We start from the raw sequence: 25,991 nt of genomic DNA on the forward strand, positions 1-25,991 counted from the left end.
TTCGTGCCGTGCGCAAGCGGGAAAGCGGCGCGGTTCGTCACGGTTGCGTCAAAAATACGGGCGGCTCCGAAGAGCCGCCCGCCAGGACGATCTGACCGCCTTTAGAAACGCTGCGTGAGCGAGATCTTGAAGGTGCGGCCCGGTTCCGAATAGTAATCGCGCGGCTGGTTGCTCGGGGACCCAACGTTGGTGTCGCGCAGCGCGAGCGCGTCGAAGTACTTCTTGTCGAAGATGTTGTAGACGCCCGCCTGCACACGCAGCCCCTTGAATTCCTCGGGCGTCCACCAGCCGGTCAGGTCGACGATACCGTAGCCGGGTGCGTCGAAGGTATTCGCAGCACCGTCATCCGACATGGCGGCCGAAAGCGTGGTGGAGAGATCGACGCCGAAGGTTTCCTGGCTGTAGCCCGCACCGAGGATCGCCTTGAACGGTGCAACCGAGCGCAGGCGCTTGTCGGTATCCTCGTTCTTGCCATAGGCATAGGCGATCGAGCCATGGACGTTGAAGCCGTTGTCGAAGGTCTTCAGAGCGCTCAGCTCGAAACCAGAGATGCGCGCCTTCTGCACGTTCTCGTAACGGATCTCCATGAACCGGGTTACCGGGTTTATGGTCGTCTTCGTCTCGATGAAGTTGTCGTAGACGTTGTGGAACGCAGCAAAGCGGCCGGTCAGGTCACCCGTATCGAAGTTGGCGCCGACCTCGAAGCCATTGCCGGTCTCGGGCTTCAGGTCCGGGTTGCCGAGCTGGGCGTAGCCTTGAGCCCGGTTGTAGAAGCGGCTGTAAAGTTCATCGACAGTCGGGGCGCGATAGGCCATCGACCATTGTGCGAAGAGCTCGACGTCAGGTGTGATGTCGTAGGTCGCAAGCAGCTTGGGCGACAGGCGGGCGCCGTCCCGGTCCCGCGGTTCGCCGAAGCGCGGCTCCGTGGGGTTGGCCTGGAAACCGGCATTGGCCTCCGGCTGGTAGTCGAACCAGTCGAAGCGCACACCGGGCGTCAGCGCAAAGGCACTGTCACCCATCGAGATGCGGTCTTCCAGAACCGCGCCAATCGTCGTGCTCTTGACGGTCGGGATTTCCGACTGGTTGTTGTTGACCGGGCATGTCGTCGGCGTCGGGCATAGCGCCCAGGTGTACTGGTTCCAGTCCGAGCGCTGGACGTCGAGCCTGAACAGCACGGAGTGGTCGAAGCCACCGGCTTCGAAATCCTTGCCGGCGCTGCCGCTGAAGCCGATGCTCTTGTTGTTGATCGAATTGTCGCGGCCATAGGGCACATCGAAACGCGTGCGACCGTTCGCACCGGAAGACCGCTCCAGTTCCTGCCAGTAGAGCGTGGCGCGCGCAAAGCTGAACAGGTCGTCGGACGAAAGGGCCTCGAAATCATAATCGAGCGAGACACGCTTGCGCGAGCGATCCTCGAAGCCTCGGTAGTCACCGATCTTGTAGGTGCGCGGCGCCCCCTGGTCCGTCAACAGGTCGGCGTCGGCATCACGGCGGAAGCTTTCGGCGGTCAGGCCGATGCGGTGGCCGCCTTCGAGTTGATGGCGAAGCTTGAAGAGCAGGTTGCTTTGGTCGAAATCGAGCGGATTGGCTTCCGTGCGGGTCGGACCGGTGCCGCCAACCGTGCCTTCGTTTTCTCGCTCATGTCCCTTGCGGTAGCTGCCCTGGAAGAGCACCGAGGTATCGCCGAACTGCTTGGCAACGGCAGCGGAGCCGGTGATGCTGTCGTCCTCGCTGTCATAGATGGTCTTGAATAGAGCACCCCAGTCCTTGCCGTCGGAAATCAGGTCCTCCGGCTCGAGGGTACGCAGCACGATCGCGCCCCCCAGCATGCCCGAACCGCCGCGGCTCGAATCCGCGCCACGCACCACATCAAGTGCGGAAAGCGAGTTGAAGTCGAAGGTGTCGCCGCCGCCATTCGCGTTTGTCGTCGCGGTCTGCGTCCGTGCACTGTTCGAAATAAAGGGGATCGGAACCCCGTCGATCGTGGTCAAGATGCGCGGACCGGAAAGACCGCGGATGTTGATTCCCGAGTCCTTCTTCGACGCGTTGATGCCGGCGTCGACGCTGCGACCGAGGTCATCGAGATCGGTCACCTGCTTTGCTTCGAGCGTCTTTTCATCGATCTCGCTGGCAAGCGGCGTGTCGGCGATGCTGCCCTTCGGCGCCGTCGTCACGCGATTTCCCTTGGCCACGATCTTCTGAAGCACCGTGGTGTTGGCGCCGGCCTCCGCAGTCGTCGCCGGCTTGGCGCTCTGGGCGAAGGCCTCGGAAATGGGGGGTACGAAGGTGACTGCAGCGCAAGCCAAGAGAGCCAGGCGACGATGCCGGGTGAGCATAGACCAATCCTTTGAGTTTCGAGGGCCGGGCTTGCTGTTGAGCGGCGAACTCAAGGGGCTGGCTGGGCGTAATGTCGAGGGCGCTGCGACATGTCGCCGCCTCTTTTATGCCGCATAAAAAACATGAGTTTCTTTGTCAACTAACAAAGACCATCCCCACAATTTGTGGGGTCGTGCCAATTCGAGGCGTTGCTAAACTGCAACGGTTTTCGTGACGGGCCGATGAAACCAGATCCGCGTCCGTGCGTTCCCTCCCCTCCAGGCCCCGCTGCGGGGGCAACGAGAAAGGAACCGAATGCGTCGCTCTTTTCCCTTGATCCTGCTGTCCCTGCTGATCCTCACCGGCGCCAGCCTGCCGAAATCCGGCCCCATCCCGATAAAGAAGCCACCGGCCGAGGTGGAAACCCAAAAAGCTCCAACACCCGAGGAAAAACCGGCAGCCCCGGCGGACGACACCAAGGGCAATCAGAAACAGGTGCCGACCGAGGGCCAACAGCCCGTGCCGCAGCCGAAACCGACCGAAGGGAATGAGCAACCGGCGAAGGATCAAAAGCCGGTCGTGGACGAAAAGGACAAGCGTGCCGACGAAAAGAAGGAGGAGGAGGAAAAGCCGGCGCCGATCGTCTATCCGCCGGTCGAACCGGAAAATGCCGCCGACTATGCCAGGTGCCTGACCGACCTGAAAGCGATCGGAGCGACGTTTGTCGAAGCCAAGCGCATTGATGACGGCAAGGGCTGCGGCATCGACAAGCCGCTGGAGGTCACGAACATCCTCTCCGGCGTCACGCTCGCGCCCAAGGGCCTGATGCGATGCGAGACGGCGCTGGCCTTGGCGCGCTGGACCAAGGAAACCGCTCAGCCGGCCGCCGAGGTCGCCTTCGACAAGGCCATCAAGATCAAGAGGTTGAACCAGGCCTCGACCTATGTCTGCCGCCTGCGCAACAATGCGACGACAGGCAAGATCTCCGAGCATGCCCACGGCAACGCCGTCGACATTGCCTCCTTCACGTTCAGCAACGGCACGACGATCGCCATCCAGCCGCGTGACGAGGACGGCACGATGGACGGCGCCTTCCAGCGCGCCGTCACCGCCTCCGCCTGCCTCTACTTCAAGACCGTGCTCGATCCCGGCAGCGATGCCGCGCACGAGACCCATCTGCATCTCGATGTCATCGAGCGCCGCAACGACTATCGCTACTGCCGTTAGGAAGCTTGTCCTGACGGCACCACTGCTCAATCGTCGTCATAGCCAAGGGCAACGAACTCGCCCTCGAAGCGTCCTGCCAGCGTGTCGCCATCGAGGAGGTCGGCGACGACCACCGCCCGCGCCCGGCCCCGCCTTTCGAGCAATCGGAGGAAGCCCGGCCATTGCCCGGCATCCGCCAGCGACGAGCGCGCCGCAAAAGCACCGGCGACCGGTCTCAGATAGTCCATGCGATTGCTCTGGATCACCAGGCGCGCCGCCACGCCGCTGTTGCGCAGCCGCACGTGCAGGAGCGACCAGGCCGAGAGGATCGCAAGCGCCGAAGCGCTGCCGCCGAAGACCGTCTCACGATGGTTGATGTTGGGCCCCAGAGGGGCCGAGAGCAGCACATGTTCGTCCGCCACCATGTCGACCTGGACCTGCATTGCCGCCGACAGCGGAATATGGGCATGAAGATAGGCTTGGAGTTCCTTTGGCGTCATCGCGGCATCCCTGATGCGTTCATCTGCGGGAGATCAATGCACGAGACCGGTTGCTCTGGCCATAGTCGCCACACGCTCCGATCCGACCGGTGCTCCCCTGAAAAGATACCGGTTCAGCCGCCTTGCAGGACCGCACCCAGTGTCCCAAATACAGGCGCGAGGAAAATCCACCCATTTTGCGCCCAGTCTCAAGGAAATCTGTCATGGCACTGACGATGTATCAGCTCTCCATTCCCGCACTCGTCCGCGGCCTTGGTGTCCTTACCAAACTGCTCGACAAGGCAGAGGCTTTTGCCCAGGAAAAGGGCATCTCCGCTGACGATCTCGTCAACGCCCGGCTGGCGCCCGATATGCTGCCGCTTGCCGGCCAGGTACAGCGCGTCAGCGACACCAGCAAGGGCCTGGTCGGCCGCCTGACCTCGCTCGAGGTGCCCCGTTTTCCGGATGAGGAAAAGACGATCGACGAGCTGCGCCAGCGCATCGCCAAGACCATCGCCTTCCTTGCAACGGTCGGTCCTGATGATCTCGAAGACAGCGACAGTCGCGAAGTCGTGCTCAATTTCCCGACGCTGAAGGTCACGCTCACGGGCGAGGAGTATCTGCAGAAGTTCGTGCTGCCGAACTTCTACTTCCACCTGACGACCGCCTACGACATCCTGCGCCACAAGGGCGTGCCGATCGGCAAGGCAGACTACCTCAGCCTCACCGCCTGATTGCCGCGGAAGAACGCAGACATAGCAACGCCGCGCATCGACCCCGATGCGCGGCGTCTTTCTTCACGTAAGCAGGAAGCGGCTAGAACAGCCCTTCGATGTAGCCCTGCTCGTTGAGGAAGATCTTCTCCGACGAGGGCACCTTGGGCAGGCCCGGCATGGTCATGATCTCGCCGGTGATGACGACGATGAAGCCGGCACCGGCCGCAAGCCTGACCTCGCGGATCGGCACCGCATGACCGCTCGGGGCGCCGCGCAGGTTCGGATCGGTCGAGAAGGAATACTGAGTCTTCGCCATGCAGATCGGCAGGTGGCCGTAACCCTGATCCTCCCAGCTGCGCAGCTGATCGCGCACCGACTTGTCGGCGATCACCTCGCTTGCGTGGTAGATGTCCTTGGCGATCGTTTCGATCTTGTGGAAGAGCGACATGTCGTCGGGATAGAGCGGCGAGAACTGCGAGTGCCCGCCTTCGGCAAGGGCCGCCACCTTGCGCGCCAGCTCCTCGATACCGGCCGACCCCTCGGCCCAGTGACGGCAGAGCACCGCTTCGGCGCCGAGCGTCGCCACATAGTCCTTGATCGCCTGCACCTCGGCTGGCGTGTCGGAGGTGAAGTGGTTGATGGCGACGATGACGGGAACGCCGAACTTCTTGACGTTCTGCACGTGCCGGCCGAGATTGGCGCAGCCCTTGCGCAAGGCCTCGAGGTTTTCTTTCCCGAGGTCGTCCTTCTTGACGCCGCCATTCATCTTGATCGCGCGCACGGTCGCGACCAGCACCGCCGCATCGGGTTTCAGCCCGGCCTTGCGGCACTTGATGTCGAAGAATTTTTCTGCCCCGAGATCGGCGCCGAACCCGGCTTCGGTCACCACATAGTCGGCGAGCTTCAGCGCCGTCGTCGTCGCGACCACCGAATTGCAGCCATGGGCGATGTTGGCGAAGGGGCCGCCATGCACGAAGGCGGGATTGTTTTCGAGCGTCTGCACCAGGTTCGGCTGCATCGCGTCCTTGAGCAGCACGGTCATGGCGCCATCGGCCTTGATGTCACGCGCAAAGACCGGGCTCTTGTCGCGGCGATAACCGATGATGATGTTGCCGAGCCGTTTCTCGAGATCCTTGAGGTCGGTCGACAGGCAGAGGATCGCCATGACTTCGGAAGCGACGGTGATGTCGAAGCCGGTCTCGCGCGGATAGCCGTTGGCGACGCCGCCGAGCGAGCCGACGATGCTGCGCAGCGCCCGGTCGTTCATGTCCATGACGCGCCGCCAGGCGATGCGGCGAATGTCGATGTTCTGCTCGTTGCCCCAATAGATGTGGTTGTCGATCAGTGCCGCCAGCAGGTTGTGAGCCGAAGTGATCGCGTGAAAATCGCCGGTGAAGTGAAGGTTCATATCCTCCATCGGCACCACCTGCGCATAGCCGCCACCGGCAGCACCGCCCTTGACGCCAAAGCAGGGACCGAGCGACGCCTCGCGGATGCAGACGATCGCCTTCTTGCCGATGCGGTTCAACCCATCGCCAAGACCCACGGTCGTCGTCGTCTTGCCTTCGCCTGCCGGCGTCGGGTTGATCGCCGTCACCAGGATCAGATGGCCGTTTTTCTTCTCGCGCTGCCGGGCGATGAAATCGGCGCCGATCTTCGCCTTGTCATGGCCATAGGGCAGCAGATCTTCGGCCGGAATGCCGAGCGCCGCACCGATCTCCAGGATCGGCTTTTTCTTCGCCGCGCGCGCAATCTCGATATCGGACTTCACCTCCGCCATGACAGTCCCCTCCCCAGGGTCTCGTTTTTACCCGCGCCTTTCAAGACGCGGTTCATGATACCGGAGCGGGATGAGGAAACGCGTCTGCGGTTTTCGGCCCGCGTCCCGCTTGAACTCAAGTCATCGGCAGCGCCCGGATAGTCAGGCGCCGCCTTGCCGTTCTGTCTTAGCGCGCGAGGATATCGCGCATCTCGACGATGTTGGAGCGGACGCGCAGCGTATAGAAGCCCATGGTCGCCAGATGGGTCGGCATGATCCAGCCGGCTTCCTCGCCGTTGGAGATGATCCATGGCTGGATGCGGAGTGCGGCGCGCAGCTGCTTGATCGTTTCCGTCCAGATCGGCAGCAGGCCGCGCTGGGCGACGACGTTGTCGAAGTCGGCACCAGCCGCCGAGAGGATGCCGTAGTAGCCGTAGAGCTGGCCATAGGCGAACCAGAAGCGGTCGTCGGCGCGCGTGTCGAACCAGCCGCCATTATGGTTTTCCGAGCGCTCGCGCAGGATCGCCGAAGTGTTGCCGAGGTCGTTGGCGACGCGGTCGAGGAACTCGACCAGGTTGTCCGAACGGCCGTCGAAGATCGCCTCGCACTTGCTGAGCGTCGTGTTGAAGGACCTCAGGTCCTTCATCGCCGCCCGATAGAAGCTCGGCGTCGGCGTCTTCGGGCCGAACGGGTTGATCCCGAAATACCAGGTCTCCTCATCGAACTGCATATTGCCGCGGGCGCTCTGAAGGGCGTTGTTGATGCCCGAGGTGCCGCGCATGCGACCGAGCGAATCGACGAGCTCCACCGAGGTACGGCGGATCGCCTGGTTGACCCCGCGCTGGAACGACGCCTTGTTGTCGAGCCAGGGCGTGTCGTCCCAATCGAGCCCGAAGAAGCCAAGCTTGTAGAGCAGCATCGACGAGATCCAGGCGTTTTCGTTGACGTTGAAGTCGATGAGATCGGCGGTGACGTCGACGATCGCCGAGGTCTGGCAGACGGTGCCGGCCGGCAGTTGCACGGCGGCCAGCGCCTCCGGCGTCGATTCCTGCGGCTGCGCCGCCACGCCCGCAAGGGTGTTGGCGCCACCGGTCGTCGCCTGCCCCGTCGAGGTGGTGCCAGGTCCGCTCATCGGCGAACCGGCGGGAACCTTGCGCTCGGCCAGCTTGTAGCGGTCGACGTAGTCCTCGTTGAAGTTCGTCCAGGCCTGGGTCTGCCAGATGAAGTAGCCGTAGAACAGGATCAGACCGATGAGGACGATGCCGATCGGCCCCTTGATGATCCAGCTGCGCTGCCGGTACCAGTTGCCGACCGCGATAAAGGGCCAGAGCAACCAGGCAACGACGAGCCCGATGCCCCGGCCGATTGCCGTAAAGACACGCTGGAAAAACGCAACGATCGGGTCGAACATGTCCTATTCCTCTCTGAGGCCGTAAAGCTTGTGGCGGAAGGCCGCCTTGTCTTTCAGATATGTGCCGGTCAGCGTCACCACAACATAGGCCTTGAAGCTTTCGCTATAACGCTCGTAGGCGTCATAGAAGCCCTGCTTGTCGAAGACGAAGCGCGAGACGAAATCGCGGGGCACGAGCTGGGATATCAGCCGGTTGACCAGCCACTGGTCCGGATGGGCGGGCGCTGCGCGCACCAGCATGAAGCGGTTGGCCGGCGCCACGTCCTGCATCTTGATCGTGCCTGTCGCAGCGACCGCGCGGATCATTTCCTGCAGGAACGGATAGGCGCCGTCATTGGCGACAGCCGCGGCGTTTCGGTGCATCCAGGTCTGCAGCCAGATGCGGTCGGCATTGGCAAGATCGGCCGTCGGATCGCTCTCGTTGATCAGCCCGCGCACCACCATGTCGGCGCGATGCTGGTAGAGCCCGGAATCCTCGACCCAGGAAGCCTGCGGCAATTGCAGGCGCTTGGTCGAAGCGAGGAAATCATAGATCCGGGCGTGATCGTTGATGGCGATATAGCTCACCTGCCAGGGCCGCGAGCGGCGGAAGCCTGGCACGGAAGGATCGCAGATGACCGTCGTCGTCTTGTCGTCGAGGAAGACGTAGACGCCGCCGAAATGATTGGCCCAGAAGGCTTCGTGATGGAAGACGAGCTGATCCGGCACCAGTGCGTTCTGGCGGATGTCGCCGGTCTGCTTGGCAAGCTCGACCATGCGCGTCAGCATCTCGTCGTCGGCCCAGGCCGTCGGCACCTTCTTCAAGCGGTCGACGAGACCACGCAGTTCGGCCGCCTTGCCGAGCATGTCCTCGGCCGACAGCACCCGGAAGCGGACCTCGTTGATCGATAGCAGATCGTCGATATCGTCGACGATCGAGACCGAATCCTCGATCTCGCCGTAGAGCGCATCCTTGATGGTGATCGCGTTGATCGCCCGGCTGTTGGCGTTGAAGAATTCGTGCATCAGCGCGGCGGTGTTGGAGAAGCTCGTATGCACGCACGGCAGCTCCGCCTGCTCCGGCGTCATGATGATGAAGCGGCGGTTGACCCGGTTCGGGTCGAGATAGTCGCGGTCACCCAGCTCCTCGGCGATCTCCGGCGAGAACCCGGTCATGTCGATGCTGAACTGGGCCAGCGCCGTCGGCCGCAGCCCGAACCCTTCAAGCGCCTTGTTGTAGCGCGCGATCAGGTGCGGCTCGGAAATATCGAGCAACCGTCCATAGATCAATTCCGCTTCGAGCAGGCGTTTCATACGACATCCCCTCTAGTGCAGGTGTCGCGTAGACCACGTCCCCTCTCCCCGCCTGCGGGGAGAGGGCTAGGGTGAGGGGCAACTCGCCATAGCTCAATCATGTCTTCTGCCCGCTGGAATGAACGTCAAATCCGTTGCTCTCACTTCGTCCGTCAGCCGCTTTTCCAGGATTGCGACAATCGTCTCAAGAACCGTCCCACGTTCCTTCAAAACGTGCGTGTTCCAGAAGCGAGCGACACTCCATCCACTGGCCACCATGTACATATCGCGAATTGAATCGCTACTCCTGTTTGCATGCTGGCTGCCATCGACTTCGACAACGAGATGGTGGTCGCGGCAGGCGAAATCGGCAAAGTACCGGCCGATCGGAAACTGCCGCACGAACTTGTAATCGTTGAGGCGACGTCCTCTCAGCTCCGACCACAAGACGGCTTCGGCCTCGTTGTCTGAGCGCCTGAGGAGCCGGGCGCGTTCGGTCTCTTTCGTATTCGCGCCTCTCAAGGTCTGCCCCTCACCCTAACCCTCTCCCCGCGAGCGGAGAGAGGGGATGTGCCCCAAAGCCAGCTCCCGAAACCGGGTACGACCCAGACGCCAGACACCATCACCCCTGCCATCGGCCGTCGCGCTTCATCGCCTCGATCTCGCGGATCGCCTTTTCGCGCTGGCGCTCGCGGCGGATGATGTCGGTGACGGCGGCGTCGTCGGATTTGTCGGTGTAGCGGAATTCGCTGTCGGCGTAGCGGTTGATCTCCTGCAGCACCATGTCGATGGTGATCGGGCCGCGCAGTGCCTCGATCATCGCTTTCTTCTCCTCGTAGCCCTTGTGCATGAAGGAGCCGGCGTCCTTGAACCAGTCATCCGGCAGTTCCACGTCCATGGCGCGCAGTTTGATCGCGTCGGTGATGTTCTTGATGGCCCGGCCGGTAAAGCGCGGCTCCGCCTCCTTGATCATGTGCAGGTAGGCGCCGACATCGGCGAGCGAGGCGATCGCCCCCTTCTCCTTCTCGTATCGCTCCCAGACGGCGACGAGACCATCCTCTTTCGGACGTGCATGCTCGGCATAGGACTGGGCAACCGCGCGCTTGATCTCCTGCCCCTCGAACAGCTGGTGCTCGCCGAGCGGGATCTTGTGGTTCTTGCCGACGAGCAGCGCGAAGATGTCGATATAGTCGTCCTCGGTCTGCGGTCCGTCGACCAGCCAGCGGGCACCGGCGCGCTGGCGCAGCGCGTCGTCGACATTTTCAGGGTAGTTGGAAAACATGCCGAAAGTGCAGTTGCCGCGAACGACCGTCGAGGCGCCGGCAAAGCTTTCCATCAAGACCGCCGTCACCTCGTGCTGGCCGGCAGAGGCGCGATCGTCGGAGCGCTTGGCCGCCACCTGGTCGACATCGTCGATCGTGCCGAAGCCGATCGCCCGCGGATTGATGACGTTGTTGACGAATTCCTTGCAGTTCTGGCCGGATTTGCCCTGGTAGGAGGAAATCTGGTCGACGCCGAAATTCTCGTAGTGGAAGGCGTAGCCGGCGATCTCGCAGTAATCGTTGAGCATGCCGGCAAGCATCTGGATCAGGATGGTCTTGCCGGTGCCCGGCATGCCGTCGCCGATGAAGGTGAAGAGAAAGCCGCCAAGCTCGACAAACGGGTTCATCTGCCGGTCGAAGTCATAGGCCATCAGCATCTTGGCAAGCTTCAGCGCCTGGTACTTGGCGATGTGGTTGCCGATGATCTCCTCGGGCTTCTTGAAGGTCATCACCAGCGGCTTGCGCTTCTGGCCCGGTGCGACGTCGAACCCGTTCAGCGTAAAATCGTCCTGGTCGAGCCGGATATGCACGTTCTCGAAGCTCTGCAGGCCGGTAAACCGCGCCTTGCGGGCAATCAGGCCTTCGATTGCCACCCGCGAAAAGGCACGCGCCCGGGCAGTCAGCGCCAGATCGTCGGGTGCCCCGGCAAGGCCGCGATCGAGTGCTGCGACCATGCTCTTCAGGGCGTCCTGCGGCGTATCGAACAGGAAGTCGGGCTCGACGGCATCGTCAACCGGCTCGCCCTCGCCTGCCAATGTCGATCCGAGATAGGCGGCGAGCGTGAAAGCGGCCACGTAGGCAGACGCCGAAAGCAGCGCCTTGAACTGGTTGGCCTCGTCTCCGGCAAGCGGCGACGTCGCATTTTTCGCCTGCAACTGCTCGAGGTTCGTCTGGCGCGCAAAGACGTCGGCGACGGCCAGCGCCACCTGGATGCCGCGGCGCGTGCGATAGAGCAGCGCATGCTGGGCCGGCGACAGCATGGGGTCGCCCTGGCGCACAGCCTGAACCGTCCTGGTCAACTCAACTTCGCGCGTGCGGCGCTGGCCGCCGGTCGAAACCGTGGACACGAAGCGGCGCCCGGTGCCGGCAAGCGAGGTCCCGGCGGAAGCGTCGTCCCGCTCGAGGATGATGAGCTTGGTCACCAGCCCCTGCGCCACCGCCTGATGCTTGGCAATCTCGTCCTCGTGCAGCGTCGTCAGCCCCGTATTGAGTGTCATGGTCAAACCTCGCTGACGACCTGGTTGCCGGAAATGACGTGGACCTTGTAGTCGCCAAAGACCTTTTCGGCCTCTCCGGCGGCATAGAGCGCCTGGTAGGCATCGTGCGGCACCAGCGCATGTTTCTCGTAGGAGGAGACCCCCATGCGCGTCGCTTCCAGATTGGCGGTATCGATGTGGAATTCCTCCTGCGCCGGCGTCGTCGACCAGAAACCGCGCTTGGCCGGCCGCTCCGACTTGGAGAAGACCTCCTGCACCGTCCAGGTCAAAAGCCAGGCGTTCTCGGTCTTTCGCACCTTGGAGAGGATGTCATTGATGCGGGCATTGTTTTCGGTAATACCCGCCGAGTAGAAGGGCCCGAGCACGATGCGGCGCAACTGCTTCGGATGCAGTTCCTCGAAATCCTTGTCGAGATTGGTGGCAATCGTCACCGGCGTCAGCGAATAGCTGCTGTTCTTGGACGCAAAGTCGTCGAAGCGGCTGGCAAGCTCGGGATTGAGCAGGCCGCCGACCGGCAAGGGGATCTCGACCCGCGGGTTGAGCTTGCCGTCTTCAGTCACCAGCATCTCGACGATCTTTTCCGACGAATCCTCGATCGTCGCCATGTAGACCATCGGCAGCGTGCTGGCGCCGTCGAAGGCCCCCCAGCTCACCACGTAATAGGGCCGCATCGTCTTGGAGTTGACGGCGACGCGAATGGTCTCCGGCAGGATGAAGGGCGAAAAGATCTCGCCCTTGCCGATCTGTTCCAGATAGAGCCGCTCGGCCATGCGCGTCTGCAACGCCTCAGGGAAGGCCTTCTGACGGAGGATGAAATCGACCATCTCGTCGCGCAGCGCATCGGCCGAAGGGATGTCGGCCAGGCGCTTTGCCGCCGTCTGGCGATCGTTTTCCAGCTCCAGCACGTTCTGGAAGACGGGAAAACCGCTTTCCGCCCGCGAAATACGGAACTGATCGACAAAGCCGATCCGGTTTTCCCAGCAGTCGATCGAGGCCTTCAGCCGGGCGAGATAGGGAACGATCACCTCGCCGACGACGGTGTTGCGATAGAGCGGCGAATTGCGGTCGCCGAGAAACAGTTCGAGCCCGGCGAGTGCCGCGTGGATCGACGCGAAATACTGTGCGACAGCGGATGAAGCCGCGACCTTCATGCAAATCCCCGTGGCGCCTGCCAGCCGGTCAACTCGGTTCGGACCATGCGCCGGCCGTTCACTGCTTCACGTAATTGGCAGTGTTGTGTTTATCCATCACCGACTGGAAGCGGCGGGCAAAGGCGTCGTCGGCGAGCTTCTTGCGGCGCTGGATATCCTGCGTCGAAAGCATGTTCTTTTCATGCATTTCGAGGAGATCGCCGATGTGGCGCTGGGCGGCCGCACCGATGCCGGCCATCGTTTCCTCGGCCGCGGTGTCGACCTGGCTGCCGAGCGTGTTGATCTTGTGGGCGACGTCCTGCTGGGCGGCCGTCTTCAACGAATCTTCCAGTGCCTTGTAGAGCACGATGCGCTGCTCGGTATCGATCGTCAGCTTGTTGATCAGCGTGTTCTGCGCGGCGATCTGGTTGTTGAGCGAATCGACGAAGGTCTGGAACATCGAGGTATAGCGCTCGAGCGTCTGGCTCTCGGCAAGCAGTTCCTGCTCCTTTGCCTGCTTCTCGTTGTACTCGGTCGCAAGGGCCGAACGCTCGCCCTCAAGCTCGGTGCGGACCTTCTGCTCGGTCGAGGCGGCAATGCGGTTCTCGATGTCGAGCAGCAGCGGGTTCAGTTCCTCGATGCGCTTCTGCACCGCTTCGAGGTTTGCCATCGTGCCCTTGCGGCGCTCGATCACCTGGATCAGGCTCTGCTCCGAGGTCTTGTAGCGCTGGTCGAGGACCGACTTCTGCTCCTTGAGGATACCGACGATCATGTCGGACTTGGAGAGCAGTTCCTGCAGGTTGCCGGCCAGCGACATGTTGCGCACGCGGTCGGTGCGCATGCGCTGCATCTTCTGCTTGGAGAAGATGCCGATGAACTTCTCGTAGCCGGTATAGTTCTTCATGCTCTCGAATTCGGAGCCGAAGACATTGGTCGCATCCTCGAGCCCGATGATCAGGTCGGCGATGTTGGCCTCCATCACCTTCTGCTGGTTGATCACGTCCTGGATCCGGGCGTTCTCGATGTCGAAGTTGACGTCGCCGAGCTTGGTCTCGGCCTTGGCAAACTGCTCCAGCACGACACCGGATTGTTCGAGCTTGCCGCGCATCTGTTCGACCACGCTTTTCGTCTTCTCGATCTCCGCGTCAAAATTCTGAAGAGTCGCCATGTCCTGCCCCTCGGTCCACCGTGGCGAGATCCGCCACCCCGACTGAATTATTCAGCCTTCGATTGCAGTTATATAAAGGGTGTTTATCGAAAGAGAACAAGCCTTTCCCGGCAGCTTTTTGATCAGCCGCCCTTCTATTTGGCCGCCGGCGGCGCCTTCAGATAGGCGATCACGTCGGCGATGTCCTGCGGCTTCTTGAGACCGGCAAAAGCCATCTTGGTGGCACCGACCATTGCCTTGGGACTGAGCAGATACTCGCTGAGCGTCGCCTCGTCCCAGACATGGCCCTCCGCGCCAAAAGCCTTCATCGCCTCGGAATAGTTGTAGTCCGCGACCGATGCGGCAGCCCGCCCGACAACGCCCATCAGGCTCGGGCCGACGCGGTTTGTCGGCTCGCTTGCGGTGTGGCAGGCGGCGCATTTGCGAAAGACGGCAGCGCCCGCCGCAGCATCGCCACCGGCATGCGCGACCGTTGCACCCAGACAGAGCGACAGGAAAAGGCTGGTGGCAAGGCGCGACATCGAAGACCCCCGGCGTGTGTTACCGGCGCAGGATGGCATTGCGGACACTTCGCTTTCAAGCCGCCACGACGCCGCACTCATTCGCAGCGCATCAGGTCGTCCCAATGGCGCCGGCAATAGGAAACATATTTCTCGTTGCCGCCAACCTCGACCTGGGCGCCTTCACGCACGACCCTGCCCTCACCGTCCAGGCGCACGACCATCGTCGCCTTGCGGCCGCAATGGCAGATGGTGCGCACTTCGCGCAACTCGTCGGCAAGGGCGAGCAGCGCCATGGAACCCGGAAACAGCTTGCCCTGGAAATCCGTGCGCAGGCCGTAGGCCATGACCGGGACGCCGATCCGGTCGGCGACGCGGGCAAGCTGCCAGACCTGTCCCTCGTTGAGGAACTGCGCCTCGTCGACGAAGACGCAGGCGATCTCGCCCGAGCCGTCGACGTTCAGCTTGTCGATCAACGCATAGAGATCGTCGTCGCCATGAAACGGAATGGCGTCGGCACCAAGTCCGATGCGCGAAGAGATGCGGCCAACCCCTGCCCGGTCGTCATGGGCTGCGATCAGCATCACCACGCGCATGCCGCGCTCCTGGTAATTGTAGGAGGCCTGCAGGAGCATCGTGCTCTTGCCCGCATTCATCGTCGCATAGCTGAAATAGAGTTTGGCCATTGTCACCGCGTCCGGTTTTTTCCGTTTTCCGGGTAATGACGAGGCTTGGCCGCGAAGGCCAGAGTGCGTTTGCAGCACCCACAGATTTTCGCCGGACTAGACCATTTCGTGGACAATGCGACATTCAGCGTCGCATCGTGCACCCCGCCAGCGTATTGACGCAATACACTTCCTTCGACATCAAAGCGCTTGAATTCGCTACCCAATGGTGTTTGGCTAAAACAATAATAGAGGCAGGGGAACGACAACGATGAAAAAAGGACTCTCTCTCAAACTGATGCTGGCAGGCGCCGTCTCGCTCCTCGCCATGTCGGCCGGGCAGGCTGCAGCTGCCGAGCCGGAAAGCTGTGGCACCGTCCGCTTCTCCGACGTCGGATGGACGGACATCACTGCAACCACCGCGACGATCTCGACCGTTCTGAAGGGCCTCGGCTACCAGACCGACATCAAGGTGCTCTCGGTTCCGGTCACCTACACCTCGCTCAAGAACAAGGACATCGACGTCTTCCTCGGCAACTGGATGCCGACCCAGGAAAACGATGTTCGTCCCTTCCTCGACGACAAGTCGGTCGAATCCTTCGGACCGAACCTGGTGGGCGCCAAGTACACGCTCGCGACCAACGCCAAGGGCGCGGAGCTCGGCATCAAGGACTTCAAGGACATCGCCACCAAGAAGGACGCGCTTGAAGGCAAGATCTACGGCATCGAGCCCGGCAATGACGGCAACCGCCTGATCATCGACATGGTCGACAAGGACACCTTCGGCCTCAAGGGCTTCGAGGTGGTCGAGTCCTCCGAACAGGGCATGCTCGCGCAGGTCTCCCGCGCCGAGAAGGACGGTTCGCCGATCGTCTTCCTCGGTTGGGAACCGCATCCGATGAACGCCAATTTCAAGCTCACCTATCTTGCGGGCGGCGACGACATCTTCGGCGCCAATTTCGGCGGCGCGGAAGTCTTCACCAACGTGCGCGCCGGCTACACCACCGAATGCCCGAACGTCGGCAAGCTGCTCACCAATCTGAAGTTCTCGCTGCAGATGGAAAACGAGATCATGGGCAAGATCCTCAACGACGGGCAGGAGCCGGACAAGGCCGCCGAGGAATGGCTGAAGGCCAACCCGACCGCCGTCGATCCGTGGCTTGCCGGTGTGACCGCCAAGGATGGCGGCGATGGCCTTGCCGCGGTCAAGGCCGCGCTCGGCCTCTGATCGGCATCAAGGCGGGGAATGACCCCGCCTTTTTTCACCGCGTCATGCGCTCCTTTTTTGACCTGACGAGACGGATTACCTTCGTGGAATATCTGACCGACAACCGCATCCCTATCGGGGGCTGGGCCAAGGCGTTCGTCGACTGGCTGACGACGAATTTCGAGTTCTTCTTCGACCAGCTCGCCCTCTTCCTGCAGGCGGTCGCCAACGCCCTGCTCTGGGTGCTCTATGCACCGCACCCGCTAATCGTCGTTGCAGTCATCACCGGGCTGACGTGGTGGTTCCGCCGCTCGATCGGCGTGACGCTGTTCACGTTCCTCGGCCTGCTCCTGATCATCAATCAGGGCTACTGGAAGGAAACGACGGAAACGCTGGCTCTGGTGCTCGCCGCCACGGCTGTCAGCATGGCCGTCGGCGTTCCGCTCGGGATCGCTGCCGCCCGACGCCCCTGGGTCTATGCCGTCATGCGGCCAATCCTCGACCTGATGCAGACGATCCCGACCTTCGTCTACCTGATCCCGGCGCTGATCCTCTTCGGCCTCGGCATGGTGCCTGGCCTCATCGCCACGGTCATTTTCGCGATTCCGGCGCCGATCCGCCTCACCCGCCTCGGCATCATCTCAACCCCGCCGTCACTGGTCGAAGCCGCACAGGCCTTCGGCGCCACGCCCGGCCAGGTGCTGCGCAAGGTGGAACTGCCCTTTGCCATGCCGCAGATCATGGCCGGTCTCACCCAGACGATCATGCTGTCCTTGTCGATGGTGGTCATCGCCGCCCTCGTCGGGGCCAGCGGCCTTGGCGTTCCGGTCGTGAGAGCCCTGAACACCGTCAACATCGCCAAGGGCTTTGAAGCGGGCCTGTGCATCGTCATCCTGGCGATTATTCTCGACCGCCTTTTCCGCTCGTCCGACGAAGGAGAAGGTGCATGACCAACGCCGTCGTTTTCAAGAATGTCGACATCATCTTCGGCAACAACCCGCAAGTTGCGCTGCAGATGGTCGACCAGGGCAGGACCCGCGACGAGATCGGCGCTGAAACCGGGCTCGTGCTCGGTGTCGCCGGCGCCTCGCTCGAAATCACCGAGGGCGAGATCCTCGTGCTGATGGGGCTTTCGGGCTCCGGCAAGTCGACGCTGCTTCGCGCCGTCAACGGCCTTGCGCCTGTCGTGCGCGGTGAGGTCGAGGTCAAGACCGCAAACGGGGCGCTCAATCCCTATCGCACCAATGCCAAGTCGCTGCGCGACTTCCGCATGCACACGGTCTCGATGGTGTTCCAGCAGTTCGCGCTGCTTCCGTGGCGCACCGTTGCCGACAATGTCGGCTTCGGGCTCGAGCTTGCCGGCATGCCGGACGCGGAGCGCAAGGCGCGCGTCGGCGAGCAGCTCGAACTCGTCAATCTGTCGAAATGGGCCGGACGCAAGGTCAATGAGCTCTCCGGCGGCATGCAGCAGCGCGTCGGGCTTGCCCGCGCCTTTGCGACAGGCGCGCCGATCCTGCTGATGGACGAGCCGTTCTCTGCACTCGACCCGCTGATTCGCACCCGTCTGCAGGACGAACTGCTCGAATTCCAGCGGCGGCTGAAGAAGACGATCATCTTCGTAAGCCATGATCTCGACGAGGCGTTCCGCATCGGCAACCGCATCGCCATCATGGAGGGCGGGCGCATCATCCAGTGCGGCACGCCGCAGGATATCGTCAAGAATCCGGCCAACCAGTATGTCGCCGATTTCGTCCAGCACATGAACCCGATCACCATGCTGACGGCGAAAGACGTGATGCAGACCGGCGTCCAGCGCGGGGTGACGGTTGCAGGCGTGACGGCCACCGCCAAGCCGACGACACCGCTGGTCGATATTCTCGACGCCATGTCGCGCCAGCCGGGCAGCATCGGGGTCGTCGACAACGGTTCCGTCGTCGGCACCATCGATGCTCAGGATATCGTGCAAGGGTTGACGCGCCACCGTAACAAAAGTTGACGACGCCGCTCAACAAGCCAATAAAAGCCCGGAGACCGCTCCGGGCTTTTTTCATTGCGGAGTGGTGATAGCATGGCAGAGAGGTTTCAAGGACATGAGCGACAAACCGAGCGTACTGCGCGACACCGATGACGAGGCTCGCACGCTCGCCCGCACGCTTCTGCGCGGCGCCCGCAGCGCTTCGCTTGCCGCAATCGAGCCGGAGAGCGGCGGCTTTCCCTTCGTCAGCCGCGTGCTCGTCGGCATGGATGTCGACGGAGTTCCAGTCATCCTGATCTCAAAGCTGTCGACCCACACCCAGGCGCTGCTTGCCGACGTCAGGGCCTCGCTTCTGGCCGGCGAACCCGGCAAGGGCGATCCGCTCGCCCATCCCCGCCTCACGGTACAGTGCACCGCCGAACAGGTGGAGCGCGACAGCGAAGCACATGTTCGCATCCGCGAGCGATTCGTTCGCCGCCACCCCAAGTCGAAGCTCTATGTCGATTTTCCCGATTTCGGCTTCTTCCGGCTGACGCCGCTGCGTGCCAGCCTCAACGGCGGCTTCGGCCGCGCCTACGTCTTGACCGCCGAAGACCTTCTGATCGACACGCCCGCCATCGCTTCGCTCGCCGCGTTGGAGGCGAACGCGATCGATCACATGAATGCGGATCATTCTGACGCAGTTCAGCGCTATGCGGTGAAGCTTTGCAAGGCACCGGAAGGCAATTGGAAAGTCGTGGGTCTCGACGCCGCGGGGCTCGATCTTGCAGATGGCGATCAGCTAAAACGCCTTGAGTTCCCGACACCTATCGACGATAGTTCCAATTTACGGGCAATTTTGCGTGAACTTAACGGTTAATCGCTGGAGAGCTACCCCCATTTCTTGCAGTAGGTGGTTGCCCTTTTATGCATCACGACTAATTATCTTGCTTCGTCAACCATAACTACGTGTGATGTAATTTTCGCATGGAGCACGCAATGCAGCCACTTTCGCCTGAAAAACACGATGAAGCCGAGGTAGCAGCCGGTTTCCTCTCGGCCATGGCAAATCCTAAGCGCCTCCTCATCCTCGATTCCCTCGTCAAGGAAGAGATGGCAGTCGGCGCATTGGCCAACAAGGTTGGGCTGAGCCAGTCGGCTCTCTCCCAGCATCTTTCCAAGCTCCGTGCACAGAATCTCGTCAGCACCCGTCGCGATGCGCAGACGATTTACTATTCGAGCTCATCCGACGCGGTCATGCGGATTCTAGGCACGCTCAACCAGATCTACGGTGACGATCAGAACGCCACCGCAGAAAAGACTTCGGTCCGCAAATCGGCCTGATATTCGGTCCGCATCCGCGGACCCGTTCGAACAGCCCCACACGAGAAATCGCGCGGGGCTTATTCTTTGCCGGATCTCTCCCCAAAATGCGTGACGAATGCCGGCGCTCGCCGGCATTTACCGGGCCTTGAGACTTCCGGGGCACCATGCGCCGCGACAGGATCAACCGGAAAGCGGACATCGGGATATGCGTGACAAGGTCCGCTGGGGCATCGCCGGAACCGGCACGATTGCAAGCAGCTTTGCCGCCGACATTCGCTTCGCTGCCAATGCGGAGCTTGTCGCCGTTTCCTCCCGCAGCGCCGAGACCGCCAGCATCTTCGCAGCGCGTTTCGGCGGTATCCGCAGCTATCAGGGCATCGAGGCGCTGGCCGACGCCAGCGATATCGACGCGATCTACATCGCGTCACCCAATGCGCTTCACCGGGAGCACGCCGAACGCGTCCTGGCCGCCGGCAAGGCCGTGCTGGTCGAAAAGCCGCTGACGACGACATCGACCGATGCGCGCGCGCTCGCAACTGCGGCTGCCGTCAGCGGCGCCTTTGCCATGGAAGCGCTGTGGACCTGTTTCCTCCCGGCGATATCGAGTGTTCGCGCGCTACTGGCTGCCGGAACGATCGGCACGATCGGCCGTGTCCGGGCGGAACTTGCCTATGAAAAACCGTTCGACGCCGGCAGCCGTTTCTTCGATCCGGCGCTTGGCGGCGGATCGCTGCTCGACCTCGGCATCTATCCGATCGCGCTTTGCCTCAATCTCTTCGGCCAGCCTCAGTCCGTCGATGGCGGGTGGAAGAGCGCGCCGACCGGTGTCGATCGCTCGGCGGAGATCAAGCTCGCCTATGACGGCTTTGACGCTGAGCTTGGCTGTGGCTTCGACCGGGACGGACACAATCGCTTCGTCGTCGAGGGTGAGGGTGGCACGCTGGTCATCGACGCGCCGTTTCTGAAGGCAAACCGCCTGTTCATTTCCACCGGGGGGCCGACGCGCAGGCTGCTCGCTTCGAATGGAAAGACGGCCTGCCGGCTGGCCCGGCACGTCCCCCTGCCCGGCCTCACCCGCCACGACCATGGTTTTCCCGGCAACGGCCTGCAATTCGAAATCGAGGCGGCGAGCGCGGCCATTCTCAAGGGCCACGTCGAGCATCCGTTGATGCCGCTGTCAACGAGCACAAAGGCCCTGGAGATCATCGAGACGATCCGCGCAAAGGCGCCGGCGGCAGGCTAACCCTGCCCTGAAACAGAGGCGGGAAACGTTCCCGGCTGGGTGTTTCAGAGATCGAGCGGACGGTACTCCCGCCAGCCGCTGTTGAGCGCCAACACGATCTCGGTCAGATGCCTTGCGGTAGCGCCGGAGAAGAACGGCGCCTGCCCCTCGGCGATCGCCTGCGCCTGCACGGCAATGCCGCGCACGAAATCGATCTGCGACGGGAAGGCCGGAAGCGCACTTGCGGACGGTGCCGACGGATAACGCACCCTCGTTCCCGGATAGAGCCGAACCGGAAGCTTGCGGCCGAGTTTCCACTCCAGCCAGTCGAGCCCGCGGTGAAGGAGCGGCCGCTTCGCCCCGAACGTCTCCACATGGATCGGCGAACGATTGTCCCAGAGATCGCGGACGGAGATGATGCCCTTGTCGCCGATGATGGTCAGCGAGCGGTCGCGCGGCGCCGCAAGCCCACAGGTGACCCGCGCCGTCACCCCGGCGCGGAACGTCAGGCAACCCACGGAAAAATCGGGTCCGAGCGCCAGCGTTTCGGTGCCCGGTCCCTTATCCGGAAAGGTCAGCGCCGAAACCGCACTGACCTCGGTGACCGGACCGAAGAGCGAGACGAGCCAGCTTGCCGCATAGCCCGCATGTTCGAGCGTGCAGCCGACCTCGAACTCGTGCACGCCGGGCCAGCGGGCGCCCGAGCGGCTGCGCCAGGCCCGCCAATTGGCCTTGAACACCGGCCCATCTTCCATTTCCGCATAGACGAGCCGCGGCGTGCCGATGGCGCCGTCCTTAAGCAGGCTGGCACAAAGCGCCTGCGCATCGCCAAGGCCGTTGGCCGGAGCGCCCGCAAGCACCAGCCCCTTGGCCTTTGCCAGCGCGACGAGTTCGCTCGCCTCTTCGACCGTCATCGCCAGGGGTTTTTCGCAATAGACATGCTTGCCGGCCGAAAGTGCCATGCAATTTACGGTATAGTGGCTCTCCGGCGTCGTCAGATTGACGACGATCGACACGGCCGGATCGGCAAGCACGGCGTCGAGCGAGGCATAGGGCGAAACCTTCCAGTAGCGCGCGAAGGCGTCGAGACGTTCGGCGTCGCGGTCCCAAACGCCGACAAGCCGCAGCTCCGGATGGTTGGCAAGCGTCGTCATGTAGTAGTCGGCGACGAAGCCGGTTCCGACAAAGGCAATCCCGGTCACGCTTTCAGTCTCCTACCGCGCATCGGCCAGGAACGACGCGACGTAAACGAGCGGCGCATTCCAGTTGATGGCGATTTCGTTGGACCCATAGGCTTCGATGTCGTCGACATAGCAGGTCTGCGGCGCGCAGCCGCGCAACCGCTCCCTGGCGATGTCGTCGACGAAGGTCGAGTTCGGACCGCCGGCAAGCGAGCCGACGGGCGGGTTTGGCAGCTGCGGATCGCGCTGGCGGGCATACCAGCGGCTGTGTTGGTTCTGCGGCGAGCGGCTGCCGTAGCCGGTCACATAGGAAAGCCCCATCGCGTTGCGTCCGAGAATGTAGTCCATGCCCTCGCGCGCGCCGTCGAGAAAAGTCCTCTCGCCCGAAAGGTCGAAGGCGGCCGACAGCACGACGATGTTCTGCAGCATCAACTGGTTCGATCCCCAGTCGTAGCGCCTGCTCTCCGGTCGGTAGACCAGGCCGAAGCTCTCGGCCTTTTGCACGGACAGCAGGCGCTGCGCCGCCGACAGCACCGAACTGCCGATCGCCTCGCGCTCTGCCGCAGGCAGGTCTTTGCCGTAGAGGGCCAGTTGCAGCCGCGCGAAGCCGGCGACGTTGCGCCAGTCGAAAGCGCCGCCGGGAGAAAGTACATCTGCCGCCCACAGCGGCGAGGCGCGCAGGGTCTTGAGATATTCGCCGTTGCCGGTCGTCAGGTAGAGTTCGCTCGCCGCCCAGAAAAGCTCGTCGGAAATGCTGTCGTCGTCATAGTCCCCGCCGCCGCCATACCCGTCGGACTTTGGCGCAAGGAGCGCCGGATTGGCATTGGCCGCCACCCACGCCTTGCGCGCCGCCGAAAGCAGCCGTGCCGAGAACGTCGGGTTGTGCTCGGCAAAAAGCCGTGCGCCCTGGGCGGCGACCGCCGCGACGTCGAGCGTGGCCGCGGTCGAAGGGCGATAGAGCGCGCGCGGCTGCGGGTCGTCGCCCGGCAGCATCGGTGCGGCCGTCCAGGCCGTATCGTGGATCTTGTGGTGCACCATGCCGGCGAGCGGTTCACCGTCCGGGACCATCATCCGCAGCAGGAACTCCAGCTCCCAGCGCGCCTCGTCCAATATGTCCGGAAGGCCGTTGCCGTTTTCCGGAATGCGCGACAGCCCGTCGCGCGTCACCGCCGACTTGGGCGCAAACGTCAGGCCGCGCTCGTAGGCGGCAAGCAGTTGGGCGGCTGCCAGCGCTCCGGTCACCGCATATTTGCCGTGGTCGCCGGCGTCGTACCAGCCACCCGTCACATCAAGCTGATAGGAACAGGACCAGCCGTCATAGAGCGCCCCGGCCTGCGCGCCGCCAAGGCACGGAACCGCCTTGTCGCCCTGGTTCGGCGCGACGCCGACATGGCCGGCCGGCCGGGCATAGGCCTTGCCGGCGATCGCCGCCTTGATCTCGATCCCGCTTCTTTGCGGGTAGAACCAGGACAGCGCATCGACCCGCAGCCGCGCATAGAGATCCTCGCCGATCGAAAAACGGTCGCTCGCCCAGTCGCCGGACACGAGACGATAGTCGTCTCCGGCGGTCTTGAAGGCGGAGAAGTCCGCAACCTGCGTTTCGACGCCTGCCGTCGGATCGAAGCCGTGCGGTTGCGTCTTGCCCTTGCCGACGATCCTGTCCTTGGAATCCAGCAGTTGAAAATCGATCGGTCGTTTCGCATCGGCGACAAAGGTCGCCCGCTTCGGGCCATCGGTCAGGTAGCCGAGCTGGTTGACGCGAATGGCCGGCCCTTCGGTCGCTCGCCGCGCCGCCGGCGAGGAAGCACCGGTTGCCACCAGCGAGATGTCGTCGAGGCAGACAAGGCCGCTGTCGCCGCCGCCGAGGGGAAACACGAGCTGGGCTTCATCCGGCTCCTGCCCCACCAATTCCGCCGAGAACAGGCTGCCCTCTGGCGTGGCTTCGATCGTGAACGCGTCGATCGTAGTCCAGGGATCGGCAGCCCGCTGCATCCTTGCCTGGACGCTGCGCGCCGGCTCGGCGACCACCTTCATCGACAGGCGATAGATACGACCGGGCTCGAGCCTCAGACCGTTGGTGCCGATGAGCTGGCCCCAGGCTTCACCACCCCGCTCAACCTCGACGCAAAGCCGGCCCTTCTCGCGTGCAAGCGCCAGCCCGTCGCTCGCCCAGAACGTATCCTGTTCCTTGTCGAAGTGGCCGTCCGCGATCAGCTCGGTGCCTCTTGCCAGGCCCGGCAGGAAGAGCACGGCAATCGCCGCGTGTGCTATCCCGAACCTCGACACGTTTCCAACCCCGCACTCACCGGCCATTCAAGAGAGCGCCATGGAGCCGACAAGTCATGGCAGCAGAGCGTTGCCGCAAACAAGTTAAGCTTGAGAAAACATCCGGCCGCCCTGCGAAATTTCGCTGTCGCCCAGACCTGTCAAAGACCCCTCGCCGCACGGGCGCGAGGCTTGACGCGTCCCGGCGCCCTGATAGTTTGACCAAAGGGTAAAAATATGGGCGGCAGCACCGCCCTGACGACAAGAGAGACCGAGGAGAACTGGAATGTCGAACCGCCTCAACACGCCGAACGACCTGCGCGCCTTCTGGATGCCGTTCACCGCGAACCGGCAGTTCAAGAAGGAACCGCGCCTGTTCGTCGGCGCCAAGGACATGTACTACACGACCCATGATGGCCGCACGGTACTGGACGGCACGGCGGGTCTGTGGTGCGTCAACGCCGGCCATTGTCGCCCGAAGATCACCGAGGCGATCCGCGAGCAGGCGGGCGAACTCGACTATGCGCCGGCCTTCCAGCTTGGCCACCCCAAGGCCTTCGAACTGGCGAACCGCCTCGTCGATATCGCCCCTGAAGGCATGAACCACGTTCTCTACACCAACTCCGGCTCGGAGTCGGTCGACACGGCGCTGAAGGTCGCGCTCGCCTACCACCGCGCCAAGGGCGACGGCGCGCGCTTCCGCCTGATCGGTCGCGAGCGCGGCTACCACGGCGTCAATTTCGGTGGCGTTTCCGTCGGCGGCATCGTCTCCAACCGCAAGATGTTCGGCACGCTTCTGACCGGCGTCGACCACATGCCGCATACCCATCTGCCCGGAAAGAACGCCTTTACCCGCGGCGAGCCGGAGCATGGCGGCGATATCGCGACCGAACTCGAGCGCATCGTCACGCTGCATGACGCCTCGACCATCGCCGCCGTCATCGTCGAGCCGGTAGCCGGCTCCACCGGCGTGCTGATCCCGCCGAAGGGCTACCTGCAGAAGCTGCGCGAGATCTGCACCAAGCACGGCATCCTGTTGATCTTCGATGAAGTGATCACCGGTTTCGGCCGCCTCGGCACGCCGTTCGCCGCGCAATATTTCGACGTCAAGCCCGACATCATCACCACGGCAAAGGGCCTCACCAACGGCGTCATCCCGATGGGCGCGGTCTTCGTCACCTCCGAGATCCATGATGCCTTCATGAATGGCCCGGAGCACATGATCGAGTTCTTCCACGGCTACACCTATTCCGGCAACCCGATCGCGTCCGCCGCAGCCCTCGGCACGCTCGACACCTACAAGGAAGAAGGCCTGCTCACCCGTGCCGCCGAACTTGCACCCTATTGGGAAGACGGCCTGCATTCGCTGAAGGATTGCCCGAATGTCATCGACATTCGCAATCTCGGCCTGATCGGCGCGATCGAACTGCAGCCGATTGCCGGCGAGCCGACCAAGCGCGCCTTCTCCGCGTTCCTCAAGGCCTATGAGAGCGGCCTGTTGATCCGCACCACCGGCGACATCATCGCGCTGTCGCCACCGCTGATCATCAGCAAGGCCCAGATCGACGAGCTCTTCGGCAAGCTGCGCGCCGTTCTCAACAGCAATATCTAAGCAGGCCTCGTCGAGACCATCAGAGCCCTTTCCCCGGCGACGGGGAGAGGGTTACTCTTATCT

General features: G+C 62.8%; 22 protein-coding genes. 9 read left to right on the top strand and 13 right to left on the bottom strand.

Translation table 11 applies throughout. From position 1 onward, the window contains the following. Window positions 1-101: 101 nt before the first annotated feature. Window positions 102-2,336 carry a TonB-dependent hemoglobin/transferrin/lactoferrin family receptor gene (locus tag C1A35_RS28320; protein WP_104667564.1) on the bottom strand — a complete coding sequence of 745 codons (2,235 nt, stop codon included), beginning with the start codon at window positions 2,334-2,336 and terminating at the stop codon, window positions 102-104. 295 nt (window positions 2,337-2,631) lie between these two features. Here C1A35_RS28320 and C1A35_RS28325 point away from each other — a divergent pair, with 295 nt between their 5' ends. Beyond that, on the top strand, window positions 2,632-3,543 hold the full coding sequence (locus C1A35_RS28325) for an extensin-like domain-containing protein (RefSeq protein ID WP_104667565.1): 912 nt from the start codon (window positions 2,632-2,634) through the stop codon (window positions 3,541-3,543). Window positions 3,544-3,569: 26 nt separating this feature from the next. On the opposite strand, the gene C1A35_RS28330 is transcribed toward C1A35_RS28325, so the two are convergent. Continuing rightward, window positions 3,570-4,022: a YiiD C-terminal domain-containing protein gene (locus C1A35_RS28330; protein ID WP_104667566.1), complete on the bottom strand. Its 453-nt coding sequence runs from the start codon at window positions 4,020-4,022 to the stop codon at window positions 3,570-3,572. Window positions 4,023-4,225: 203 nt separating this feature from the next. Between C1A35_RS28330 and C1A35_RS28335 the strand changes: the two genes are divergently transcribed. Next, a complete protein-coding gene (locus C1A35_RS28335) occupies window positions 4,226-4,735 on the top strand; it encodes a DUF1993 domain-containing protein (RefSeq protein ID WP_104667567.1) in 510 nt (169 codons plus the stop codon). A gap of 82 nt (window positions 4,736-4,817) precedes the next feature. On the opposite strand, the gene C1A35_RS28340 is transcribed toward C1A35_RS28335, so the two are convergent. The 9 genes from C1A35_RS28340 to C1A35_RS28380 all read right to left on the bottom strand — a co-directional run bounded on the left by C1A35_RS28340 (window position 4,818) and on the right by C1A35_RS28380 (window position 15,182). Continuing rightward, entirely contained in the window at window positions 4,818-6,497 is a 1,680-nt protein-coding gene (locus tag C1A35_RS28340) for a formate--tetrahydrofolate ligase (RefSeq protein WP_104667568.1), read from the bottom strand. Window positions 6,498-6,663: 166 nt separating this feature from the next. Next, complete coding sequence (locus C1A35_RS28345; protein ID WP_104667569.1) at window positions 6,664-7,887, bottom strand: DUF2333 family protein; 1,224 nt, start codon at window positions 7,885-7,887, stop codon at window positions 6,664-6,666. A 3-nt stretch (window positions 7,888-7,890) separates the two neighbouring features. After that, a complete protein-coding gene (locus tag C1A35_RS28350) occupies window positions 7,891-9,180 on the bottom strand; it encodes a DUF6638 family protein (protein ID WP_104667570.1) in 1,290 nt (429 codons plus the stop codon). A 93-nt stretch (window positions 9,181-9,273) separates the two neighbouring features. Continuing rightward, a complete protein-coding gene (locus C1A35_RS28355; protein WP_104667571.1) occupies window positions 9,274-9,681 on the bottom strand; it encodes an endonuclease domain-containing protein in 408 nt (135 codons plus the stop codon). Window positions 9,682-9,781: 100 nt separating this feature from the next. Further along, entirely contained in the window at window positions 9,782-11,698 is a 1,917-nt protein-coding gene (locus C1A35_RS28360) for an AAA family ATPase (RefSeq protein ID WP_104667572.1), read from the bottom strand. A gap of 2 nt (window positions 11,699-11,700) precedes the next feature. Beyond that, window positions 11,701-12,849, bottom strand: coding sequence for a hypothetical protein (locus tag C1A35_RS28365; RefSeq protein ID WP_104667573.1), 1,149 nt, complete (start codon window positions 12,847-12,849; stop codon window positions 11,701-11,703). Between the two features lie 58 nt (window positions 12,850-12,907). Then, on the bottom strand, window positions 12,908-13,996 hold the full coding sequence (locus C1A35_RS28370; protein WP_104667574.1) for a hypothetical protein: 1,089 nt from the start codon (window positions 13,994-13,996) through the stop codon (window positions 12,908-12,910). Window positions 13,997-14,130: 134 nt separating this feature from the next. Next, the gene (locus C1A35_RS28375) at window positions 14,131-14,517 is read right to left on the bottom strand and encodes a c-type cytochrome (protein WP_104667575.1); all 387 of its coding nucleotides are present in this window, start codon (window positions 14,515-14,517) and stop codon (window positions 14,131-14,133) included. Between the two features lie 77 nt (window positions 14,518-14,594). Beyond that, window positions 14,595-15,182: a thymidine kinase gene (locus C1A35_RS28380; RefSeq protein WP_104667576.1), complete on the bottom strand. Its 588-nt coding sequence runs from the start codon at window positions 15,180-15,182 to the stop codon at window positions 14,595-14,597. 250 nt (window positions 15,183-15,432) lie between these two features. Between C1A35_RS28380 and C1A35_RS28385 the strand changes: the two genes are divergently transcribed. The 6 genes from C1A35_RS28385 (at window position 15,433) to C1A35_RS28410 (ending at window position 20,891) form a co-directional block, all read left to right on the top strand. Continuing rightward, window positions 15,433-16,389 (top strand): choline ABC transporter substrate-binding protein, encoded by a 957-nt coding sequence (locus tag C1A35_RS28385; protein ID WP_104667577.1) that lies wholly within the window; start codon window positions 15,433-15,435, stop codon window positions 16,387-16,389. Between the two features lie 83 nt (window positions 16,390-16,472). Continuing rightward, window positions 16,473-17,318: a choline ABC transporter permease subunit gene (gene choW, locus C1A35_RS28390; RefSeq protein ID WP_104667641.1), complete on the top strand. Its 846-nt coding sequence runs from the start codon at window positions 16,473-16,475 to the stop codon at window positions 17,316-17,318. Then, window positions 17,315-18,364, top strand: coding sequence for a choline ABC transporter ATP-binding protein (choV, locus tag C1A35_RS28395; protein ID WP_104667578.1), 1,050 nt, complete (start codon window positions 17,315-17,317; stop codon window positions 18,362-18,364). Before choW ends, choV begins: the two co-directional genes overlap by 4 nt. Window positions 18,365-18,458: 94 nt before the next feature. Then, window positions 18,459-19,202, top strand: a complete 744-nt coding sequence (locus C1A35_RS28400; RefSeq protein WP_104667579.1) for a HugZ family pyridoxamine 5'-phosphate oxidase — start codon at window positions 18,459-18,461, stop codon at window positions 19,200-19,202. Between the two features lie 119 nt (window positions 19,203-19,321). Then, window positions 19,322-19,666: an ArsR/SmtB family transcription factor gene (locus C1A35_RS28405; RefSeq protein ID WP_104667580.1), complete on the top strand. Its 345-nt coding sequence runs from the start codon at window positions 19,322-19,324 to the stop codon at window positions 19,664-19,666. A gap of 187 nt (window positions 19,667-19,853) precedes the next feature. Then, window positions 19,854-20,891 carry a Gfo/Idh/MocA family protein gene (locus tag C1A35_RS28410; RefSeq protein WP_158665187.1) on the top strand — a complete coding sequence of 346 codons (1,038 nt, stop codon included), beginning with the start codon at window positions 19,854-19,856 and terminating at the stop codon, window positions 20,889-20,891. A 44-nt stretch (window positions 20,892-20,935) separates the two neighbouring features. Here C1A35_RS28410 and C1A35_RS28415 read toward each other — a convergent pair whose 3' ends face one another. Beyond that, a complete protein-coding gene (locus C1A35_RS28415) occupies window positions 20,936-22,072 on the bottom strand; it encodes a Gfo/Idh/MocA family protein (protein ID WP_104667582.1) in 1,137 nt (378 codons plus the stop codon). Between the two features lie 12 nt (window positions 22,073-22,084). Beyond that, window positions 22,085-24,337: a glycoside hydrolase family 9 protein gene (locus tag C1A35_RS28420; protein WP_158665188.1), complete on the bottom strand. Its 2,253-nt coding sequence runs from the start codon at window positions 24,335-24,337 to the stop codon at window positions 22,085-22,087. Between the two features lie 265 nt (window positions 24,338-24,602). Between C1A35_RS28420 and C1A35_RS28425 the strand changes: the two genes are divergently transcribed. Beyond that, a complete protein-coding gene (locus C1A35_RS28425) occupies window positions 24,603-25,928 on the top strand; it encodes an aspartate aminotransferase family protein (protein ID WP_104667584.1) in 1,326 nt (441 codons plus the stop codon). The last annotated feature ends 63 nt before the right edge of the window (window positions 25,929-25,991 follow it).

The organism is Ensifer adhaerens (assembly GCF_002940685.1).
Taxonomy (GTDB): domain Bacteria; phylum Pseudomonadota; class Alphaproteobacteria; order Rhizobiales; family Rhizobiaceae; genus Ensifer; species Ensifer adhaerens_E.